The 9,564-nt window shown below is 57.1% G+C and carries 4 protein-coding genes and 2 pseudogenes; 5 read left to right on the top strand and 1 reads right to left on the bottom strand.

The features are described 5' to 3' along the window. From BZ163_RS05885 to BZ163_RS05865, 5 genes and pseudogenes are all read left to right on the top strand, one after another. Window positions 1–2,612, top strand: a 2,612-nt coding sequence (locus BZ163_RS05885; RefSeq protein ID WP_218190498.1) for an RHS repeat domain-containing protein, incomplete at its 5' end; no start/stop codon positions are given. 247 nt (window positions 2,613–2,859) lie between these two features. Next, the gene (locus BZ163_RS05880) at window positions 2,860–3,402 is read left to right on the top strand and encodes a fimbrial protein (RefSeq protein ID WP_128870145.1); all 543 of its coding nucleotides are present in this window, start codon (window positions 2,860–2,862) and stop codon (window positions 3,400–3,402) included. 102 nt (window positions 3,403–3,504) lie between these two features. Continuing rightward, window positions 3,505–4,259: pseudogene (locus BZ163_RS05875) on the top strand (molecular chaperone). A gap of 37 nt (window positions 4,260–4,296) precedes the next feature. Then, window positions 4,297–6,811: pseudogene (locus BZ163_RS05870) on the top strand (fimbria/pilus outer membrane usher protein). Between the two features lie 38 nt (window positions 6,812–6,849). Continuing rightward, on the top strand, window positions 6,850–7,953 hold the full coding sequence (locus BZ163_RS05865; RefSeq protein ID WP_128870144.1) for a fimbrial protein: 1,104 nt from the start codon (window positions 6,850–6,852) through the stop codon (window positions 7,951–7,953). 40 nt (window positions 7,954–7,993) lie between these two features. Here the strand turns inward: BZ163_RS05865 and BZ163_RS05860 are convergent, their stop codons facing one another. Continuing rightward, on the bottom strand, window positions 7,994–9,427 hold the full coding sequence (locus tag BZ163_RS05860; protein ID WP_128870143.1) for a hypothetical protein: 1,434 nt from the start codon (window positions 9,425–9,427) through the stop codon (window positions 7,994–7,996). Window positions 9,428–9,564 lie beyond the last annotated feature (137 nt).

Here is a 9,564-nt window from a genome sequence, read left to right as displayed (position 1 = left end):
ACGGGGTCGAGGAGCACGAGGTCAGCGACCCGATCACACAGACCACCACGACCTGGATCGAGGGCATGGGCAAGACCGTCACCCACAACAACCTGTTTGACAAGCCCGACAACGTCAAGCGTTACAAACAAGGCGACGAACCGAGCGACCCGCTAGCCGAGCCGTACAGCGAGCACCGCTATCACTATGATGGCCTGGGGCGTACGGCCCATGAGTTCGATGCCCTGGGCTACAAGACAGCCTATGTGTATGACATGTTTAACCGCATGATCAAGACAACATTACCCAATGACGATGTGATCGAGCGGACCTATGCGCCGCATAGCAGCGGGGAACTCCCCATCACGTTGAAGGTGACACCCGTCGACTCGCAGCAACTTCCCGTGCTCGCTGGCGTCCAGGCGTTCGATGGCCTCGAACGGCTGACCCGACTCATCGTCGGCCCGCGTATCGAGGAATATGAATACAACGCCAGTCAGCGGCGGGTCAGTAGACGCATTACTCCCGCGAAACAGGCTATCGAGTACGTCTATACACCAGGGCTGCCAGATCAACCCATCGCAGTCAACTCCCATGAGGGTGAACAATTGCTATTTGACTATGACGTCAAGACCGCCCGCCTGGATGCTTCGCAAAACAGCGAGGGTAGCCATGGGTTCGATTACGACAGTGCGGCCAATTTAACTGAACATCGCTGGAAGCTGGATGGCAAAACCTGGACTACCGGGTACAGCCACTCATTGAAGGGGCGACAATTGGCACGCTCGGATGTCAACGATATCCAGTGTCAATATACCTATGGGAAGTTTACGGCGCGACTTGAAAATATCTGTCAGGAGAGCTTGCTGGCCGAATTCGAGTACGACCCTTGCGGCCGTCTGTGCCGCACCCTCTGCACCGATACCCTAGCCAACACAACACTGACCACAGAACTTGAATTCGACGATCAAGGTCGCGAAATCCTGCGTACCTTGAAGGTGAGCGACAAGCCGACCCGAACCATCAGCCAGACTTGGCAAACCGACGATCGACTGTCCACTCGCCATCTGAAAACAGACAGTCAAAGCCTGCTCCTCGAAGAGTTCTTCTATGACGCGCGGGGCCGCCTGAATATTCATATTTATTCAGGAGATGAATTGCCCCAGGACCGTTACGGTCATGAGATCACCCAACAAATATTCATCTTTGATGCCTTGGACAATATCCTGGAATGCCAGACCGTTTTTAAAGACGGCACCCTTGACCACGCCGAATTCACTTATGGGCCTGACGATTCCTGCCAGTTGAAAAGCGTAAGCCACAGCCACCCCTCCTACGTCCCACAGTGTATTGAATTCAAATACGATCTGAACGGCAACATGCTCAACGACGAACAAGGCCGTCACCTGCACTATGACAGCCAGGGGCGCTTACTTGACGTCAGCCCTGCGCTGGGAGTTGCCGAGACGACCTATCGCTACGACAGCCACAACCACCTCTTCGGCGTTACGCGTTCGGGCGAAGAAACCCTGCGCTTTTATCAGAACGATCGCCTGAGCAATACCGTAACAGGTGATATCCACCGGCAATATCTCTACAACCAGGATCAGCCGCTGGCTCAACAACAATCAGGTGATGCCGGGCAGACCTTGCTGTTAATGACCGACGGTAAACACAGTGTAGTGGGTGAAAGCCAGGGAACCGAACTGCGCACCGCTACCTATAATGCCTATGGCGAACGCAGCGGCGACAGTTCGCTGCAGAGCCTGCTGGCTTTCAATGGTGAAGTCTGCGAAGAAACCGGCGGCTGGTACATGCTCGGCCGTGGCTATAGAGCCTATAACCCGGTCCTGATGCGTTTTCACAGCCCGGACAACGAAAGCCCATTTGGTGCTGGCGGGATCAATCCGTATCAGTACTGCCTGGGCGATCCGATTAATTTCAGTGATCCGACCGGACATAGTGTCGCTTGGGATATTGCTGGAATTGGCTTTTCCACGATGTCCCTGTTCAGTGGTAACCCACTGCTGGTGTTTTTTGGCGTTATTGGCATGTTAGCAGGGCAAACGGCGTTGACCGCAGGCATCATCGGCGATGAAAAAACTGCGAATGACGCGAGAACCGTAGCGTTGATTGCCGGGTTTGCCGAGATGGGGGTCGGAATGTTGACCCGGGGGGTGGGACAGAAGGCTTCCCGGCATCTGTTGCAAAGAGCCGAAGACGCCATTAATCCTTTGGCTGGCAGTCCTTTTTCACAAAGGACGATGGACGCGCTTCAAAATTCCGACATTAGTTTGCCGCGATTCAAGGCTACGCCTTATTCAAAAAACACAATGAGCGCGCTTCAAAATTCCGACATTAGTTTGCCGCGAGCCACGGTTGCGCCTTTTTCGCCAAACACGATGAACGCGCTTCCACAAACCGATTTTAATTTGCCGAGAGCTACGGCGAGGCCGTTTTCTGAAAAAACGATGAGTGCACTTGAACACAACATTCCAGACCTGCGCCTTCCAAAAGAACTTTTAACCAGCCAACCCAACGACAACTGGACAATGAGTTCTAGACGGTTCTGGTCTGACGGAATGCACCTCCCAGAGTACGATAACGCGGCATTAACGATTCGCACAGTCTAACTTAGACGAACACACGCAATTTAACTTTGACGCCAAGTGCTATTCATTTGAATAGCACTTGCGCTCGCATTTGCGCCTTCCATTCATGTGCAAATAATATTGAGAGTTCTCTCATATACCGCCCCCGCCCCGCCCCCTAACATCCCTCCCGCCGAGACATCTGACACTTTACCCCTACCCTCTACACACTACCCGGTCATGTCTCGCGCTTCAAACTACGACCGCTGTCATAACAGGATTTATTGACATGAAAAAAGCGCTTCTCGCTATCTCCATCGGCCTGGCCGCCGGCCTCGCCGGCACTTCGGCACTCGCCAACACTGGCACGATCAACTTCGAAGGCATGATTACCAGCAGCACCTGCCCGATCGAGGTGATCAACCCTGGTGACGGCAGCCCCGGCAACCTGGTCAAAATGGTCGGGGTCGAGGCCAGCCGCTTCACTGCCATCGGTCAAGAATACGGTGGGAAAATCTTCGACTTGCGTGTCCATGGGGGCACCGGTTGTGCTCTGGATCCAGGTAACCCTAACGTCGCCACGGTGACTTTCTCCGGCCGTCCGGATTCTAGCGACACTTATTTTGCAGTCTCGGAAGCCCAAGGCGTTGCAATCGCACTGAGGGATGCTAACAACAAGCTGCTGGCTCCCGGCTCGGAAAGCGACGAATACTCGATAAACGCTGACCGTCCGACCGACCTGCGATTCTACGCCACCTATCGCTCCATTGCGGCTGCAGTGACTCCAGGCGCAGCCTCCGCAGACATCCAGTTCAGCGTCGCCGTGAACTGATACACCCCTGGCCCCCGTCGACATACAGCCTGTAACCGCTGGCGGGGGCACTCTGACAATCGCTCGGATACGTGCTCCACGTCCAGGCAAAAGGTATTTCCCATGTTCGGCTTGATCAAACAGGTTGCCGCTTGCCGGCCAGCCGTGGGCGCCTGCATGACCTTGTTCATGTTGGCGGCCCATATTCCCGCCAGCCAGGCGGCTCTGACCATCAGCAGTACCCGAGTGGTATTCGAGAGCGACAAGCGCAGCGTTTCATTAATCGTTGCCAACCCAAGCGACAGGCCTTTCGCCGTGCAAACCTGGGTCAATACCGCGGCCGACGATACGACTACCGCTGTGCCGTTCATACCCTCGCCACCCTTGTTCCGGCTCAATCCCGGCAAACAGCAACAGGTGCAAATCAACGGGCTGCCCAACAGCTTGCCGTCGGATCGGGAGTCGGTCTTCTACTTCAATGTCCAGGAAATTCCGCAGGTCACAGCCAACGAAGGCAACGTACTCAATATCGCCCTGCGCACCCGGATCAAACTGTTTTATCGACCCGCTCAACTAAAAGGCCATTCCATCATCCACCTCAAAGACCTGCAATGGTCTATCCGCCAGGTTGATGGTCAAGCGCAACTACAGGTCCACAACCCTTCCCCGTTCCATGTTTCCTTCAGCCGTATCGATGTAAGCGGCGCCGGTCAGAGCCAAAAGCTTACGAGCGCCGAGATGGTCGGGCCATTCGCCAGCCAGCGTTATGCCCTGGACGGAATCAAGGCGGCTTCAGGCCTGCAAGTGGAGTTTGCGGCGATCAACGACTACGGCGCTACAGCACACCGCTGCTGCAGCCAATCCAGTTGAGCCCTTGAGGGCTGCCCACGGCCTTTTTCCGTCAGGATAACGTTTATGACCCTATTCCCCGGACATCGACTGGCGCTCACTCGCCTGCGGTTTATCCAGCTATTTGTTCTCGGCAGCAGCACCGCCTTATTGGAAATCAAGCCCGCGCACGCCGTTCCGGGCACCGGGTTTCAAGCCGGGTTCATGCACCAGAGCCCAAGCCACGCCAGCGATGCGGGTGCGCTGGCCTTGGATGCACTGGCTAACGGCGCAGACCTTGGACCGGGGCAGTATGCGGTCGACATCCAGGTCAATTTTCGCTATTTCGGCCGCCGCGATATAGATTTCGAACTCAGCCCCGAAGGCGATCGACTCCTGCCCTGCCTGTCGGCGGAACTGTTGGAGGCGTTCGGCGTGCGGCTGGAGAGCCTGGCCGATCCGGCGCTGATGCAAAACGCCTGCGTCGATTTGAAGACGCTTATCCCGAGTGCCACCACCGAATTCCATGGCAACGACTTGCGCCTCGATGTTTCAATCCCGCAAATCGCCATGCGGCGAGACATGATCGGCCAGGTTGACCCCGAACTGTGGGACTACGGCATCAATGCCGCCTTCGTCAATTACCAGACCTCGGCCCAACAAGGCAGGAGCAGCTACGCAGGCAATTCCAGCAGCCAGGACCTGTACCTCAACAGCGGCGTGAACCTGGGACCCTGGCGCTTGCGCACCAACCAGAGCCTGCGCCAGGATGACCAGGGGCAGCGCAGCTGGAGTAGAGCCTACGCCTACGCACAACGGGATCTGCCGGGGATGAACGCCAACCTGACCCTGGGCGAAACATCCACCCCGGGTGACGCATTCAAGTCTTTGCCGCTCAAGGGCGTGATTATCCGCTCGGACCAAAGCATGCTGCCCGATGTGCTGCAAAGCTATGCGCCGATCATCCGTGGCGTCGCGCTAAGCCGCGCCAAAGTCGAGGTGCTGCAGAACGGCTATCCGATCTACTCCACCTATGTCAGCGCCGGCCCTTACGAAATCGATGACCTGAGTACGGCCGGCGGCAGCGGCGAACTCGAGATCGTCGTGACGGAGGCCGACGGGCAGGTCCGCCGTTTCACCCAACCCTACGCCACCCTCGGTGGCCTCCTGCGCGAAGGGACCTGGCGATACAGCGCCAGTGTCGGACGCTACAACGCGTCAACCAAGCTCGAAGACCCTCTGCTTTGGCAGGGAACCTTGGCCATGGGGACCGGTTGGGGCTCGACCCTGTACGGTGGCCTGATGGCCAGCGAGTTTTACCGGGCCGGCAACGCCGGCGTCGCCAAGGATATCGGCGCCTTGGGGGCTCTGTCCTTCGACGTCACTCACTCCAGTGCAGAGGTTGATACTTCGGACACCGATTCGACGCAGGGCATGAGCTACGCGATCAAGTACGGAAAGTCGTTTCAGAGCCGGACCAACCTGCGTTTCGCCGGGTATCGCTACTCGACGGAAGGTTACCGCGACTTCGACGAAGCCGTGCGCCAGCGCAGTCGCGATTCCGCTTTTCACGGCAGCCGACGCAGTCGCCTGGAGGCAACGGTTTACCAGAATATCGGCAAGCAGAGCTCTCTCGGCCTGACACTGTCTCAGGAAGATTACTGGCGCAGCGATTATGAGCGCAGGCAATTTCAGTTCAACTTCAACACCCTTCATCGGGGCGTCAGCTATAACCTGTTTGCCAGCCAATCGCTCACAGACCGCGACAATGTCAGTGATCGACAATTAGGTCTGAGCGTTTCGATGCCTCTGGACTTCGGCAGTGCGAGTACCGCAACCTTTGATTTGCTCAAAAGCGGCGATACATACAGTCAGCGAGCCAGTCTCAGTGGCAACACCGATGACAGCCGCCTCAGCTATCAGGCCTCCGTGGCCCGCGATAATCTGCAACAGCAATCCGCCACGCTCGCCGCTGGTTACCAGACACCCCACGGGAATCTGGGTGCAGGCCTGACCCAGGGCCGCGACCATCGCAGCCTCTCACTCAATGCCAGTGGTGCGATTCTGCTCCACGCCGACGGCCTCGAACTGGGTCCGTACCTGGGCGAAACGGCCGGACTGGTCGAAGTTCCGGATATCGCCGGAGTCGAGCGTCGCCAATGCCGCCGGAGTGCGCACCAATGCCCGCGGTTATGCGCTTGTGCCTTACCTGCGGCCCTATCGGGCGAATCAGATTGCACTGGAGACTGACCAAATGGGTCCCGAAGTGGAAATCGACAATGGCGCGACCCAGGTTGTGCCCCGACGCGGCGCGATAGTGAAAGCCAGTTTTACCGCGCGCAAGATCAGTCGACTGATCATCACCGGACGCACGGCGACCGGTCTTCCACTGCCGTTCGGCGCACAAATCAGCAACGCTCAGGGCGAGACCATCGGCGTCGTCGGTCAGGCAGGACAAGTCATGCTGGCGACCAGCGCCGAACCGCAACGACTTGAGGTGCGTTGGGGCGAAGAAGGCGAGCAGCGCTGCCAAATGAGCATCGACCCTCAAACGATGGATCAGGCTCAGGGTTATCGCCTGCAAGAAGTGTCGTGCCTCTAGATCAGAGCAATATTCTCCTCATACCCAGGAAAAAAAACATGAACGCGACGATACGACATCTGACCGTCCTGACGGCCCTTGCTGTCGGCCCCATGGCGCAGTCGGCTGTAGCGGCGTCGGACGAAGCCAATGGTTGCCACTGGGGAACCGCACCCGGCCCCATGACATTCAACGTTGATGTGGGCACAGTCTATGTGCCACGTGATGCGCGGTCCGGGAGTCTGATCGGTACGTTCGACAGATTTGCCTTTACCAGAAATGCGGAAGGCTTGAGCCTCGAGTGCTTCAACGACGGCAACCACCCGCTGAGATTCGAGGCAAGCTCCATCGCGCCGGTTTTTTCGGGTACCTTGCCGCCGATAAATGGCGAAGATGTTAATGGAAAGGTCCTGGAAACGGGCATCAACAATGGCATCGGCGCCCGCATCCGGTTAGGGTTCCCTTACTCGGGCGATTACGAAAACGAATTCAGGCCAATTGGGCCGCCTGTCGTGCCTTTTGCGGCTGAAGTCAACCACAGCGTTCCTAGCTCGATCCCCCTGAGTTCATTGACCAGCCACGTGACGCTGATCAAAATCGGGCCTATTGCCCCGGGGACGCAGGTGTTCAACAGCAGATTATTCAGCGGCAGTGTGACGGGCCTCAACACCATCTTCAATTACCAGATCCGGGGTACCGTCATACAGTCGCAATGTACCGTGCTGGGCAATCCGGTGAGTGCAAACCCTGTAGATCTGGGCACCTGGCCCGCATCGGACTTCACTCACAAAAACTACGGCACCACCCCAATACCCTTTGACATCACCCTCAGCGACTGCGAGTCGGACCCCAACGGCGGTAACGTCGCCACCGCACACATTCGTCTGGACGGGGCAAAAGGTTCGGTGCACGTGGACGACGGCAGTAACGGGGTGTTCACATTGGGCAATGGCTCCACGGCAAGCGGCATGGGCATTCAAATAATGCTCGAGGACGGCATAACCCCGGTTCCACTGGGCACCCAAGTATCGTTAAAGAGAATCGAACCTACTGGGGCCACAAAACTGCCATTTACCGCGCGGTTCTTTCAAACCGAAAACAGTGTCGATATTCGGGGGGGTGTAGCCAAGGGTGCCCTGAGCTTTACTGTCACCTATCAATAACCCTGCGCAAGCCCTGCCAAGGGCTTGCGTCAACGGGATTTCAGGCAACCAGCGTCACTTTGAGCCAAGGCAAATGCGCTGATGCCGGATTGGGCGCGGCTTGCCCATTCCAGGTCTGGCCGTTGTCGAAACTGATATAGGCTTTTACCGTCAGTTGCGATCCAAGCCTGATGCGGGACAGGAAGTCTGCTTTCGCCATCAGTGCCTCACCCCGGGCGATACCCGCAATCGCCTGGGCTGGCGTGACCTCATGCTTATCCAGCGCAGCATACCGGATAGTCTTCCCGCTTGAGTCTTCGATGCCCTCGACAAAAATCGAGATACGCTGCTGGCCCGCACTGAATGGCCAACGCCTGAGAACGATACTGGCACCTTCCGGTGGGACCTTGTCCAGACTCAAAGGCAAACCATCCGCGCTTTCAGGCGCCGGCAGCCTGTTAGCCGGATAGTTAAGAACGGTCAAGGTGTAGGGGACTGATTCATGGGGTTTGCCGAACTTATCCTTAAAGTGATAAACAACCGGTATAGCCTTGCCAAAATGCGGTGCCATGTACTCTTTCGGGATTTTGTACTTCCATTCGTCGACACTGATCGGGTCTGCAAGGTAAGCACCCAGTTGACGTGCCACCCCCCATTGCACCTGGGGTATTTCGCCCGGGTAGAGCTCCGACGCCGGATTCAAGATGACGTTAACGCCTCCTGTTGCATCGGTGGGTTCGAGCGTGCCCCTCACTGGCCAGCCAGTGCCCGAGGCTTCAACGACTTTCGCGGGAGGTAGACTGCGCGGGTGAGGTTGAGCCTTGACGATCAGCATTTGCACCTGTGACAGGCCACTGGGGGGATTGCCTGCACGATCGGTAATCGTGTACCAGACGTATCGTTCACCGTCATCCTGACTGCGAATCCAGTCACCACCGATATCAATGAACAGTGGCTGATCATAGTCCTGGGCATTCAACTCTTTGGTGCCGCCGAGAGTTGTTCCGGACAGGCTCCGGTCCCAGTACCAGGCAATGACGTCGCCCACCTTGGGTGTCGTGTAAGCAGGGAGATGAGCCCTTACCTTGTCTTCATCTTCAAGGTAGTAAGCGGTGAGTTGCTGGGGAGGGATAATGTCAGGGGGAAATTGCAACTTGCTGGTCGCCGCCAAAATCGGTGGGCGGGTGTCGATGGTAATGGTCACAGGGTACGATTGCGTCGGATTATCCGGATCGCCGGACCAGTTCTTTGCGTCGTAACGCAAGACCAGCGGGCCTTGTCTGTTCGCCCACTTATCGCTGGGAATATTGACGAACAGATCCTCAGGCTGGATGGGGTGTACCGTCCAATGTTTGGCGGCAACCTCGTCATCGTCCAGAAAGATACGGACACGCTCTGGAAACGCTACAGAGGGCAGCGAGTTCTGCCAGAGGGGAAAGGTGACCTTCAACGGTTGAACCAGAGCGCTGGCGGGTATGAGGTTGATGTCGGCCACCGGGGACATCGGGTAGTGCAGCCGGCACATGGGGCGCGACGAGTTCTCTGGCGTTTTCAGGGGATGTTTCGGGTGCGGATCCAGGCATCGGTGTTCTCCCTCACGTGGCAGCGAAGAGGCAGAATGAACCAGCAACG

The sequence above is a fragment of the Pseudomonas sp. VI4.1 genome, assembly GCF_002029345.1.
Classification (GTDB): domain Bacteria; phylum Pseudomonadota; class Gammaproteobacteria; order Pseudomonadales; family Pseudomonadaceae; genus Aquipseudomonas.
Note: the sequence above shows the minus strand (reverse complement) of the source record. Positions and strands in the feature narration are given on the sequence as shown.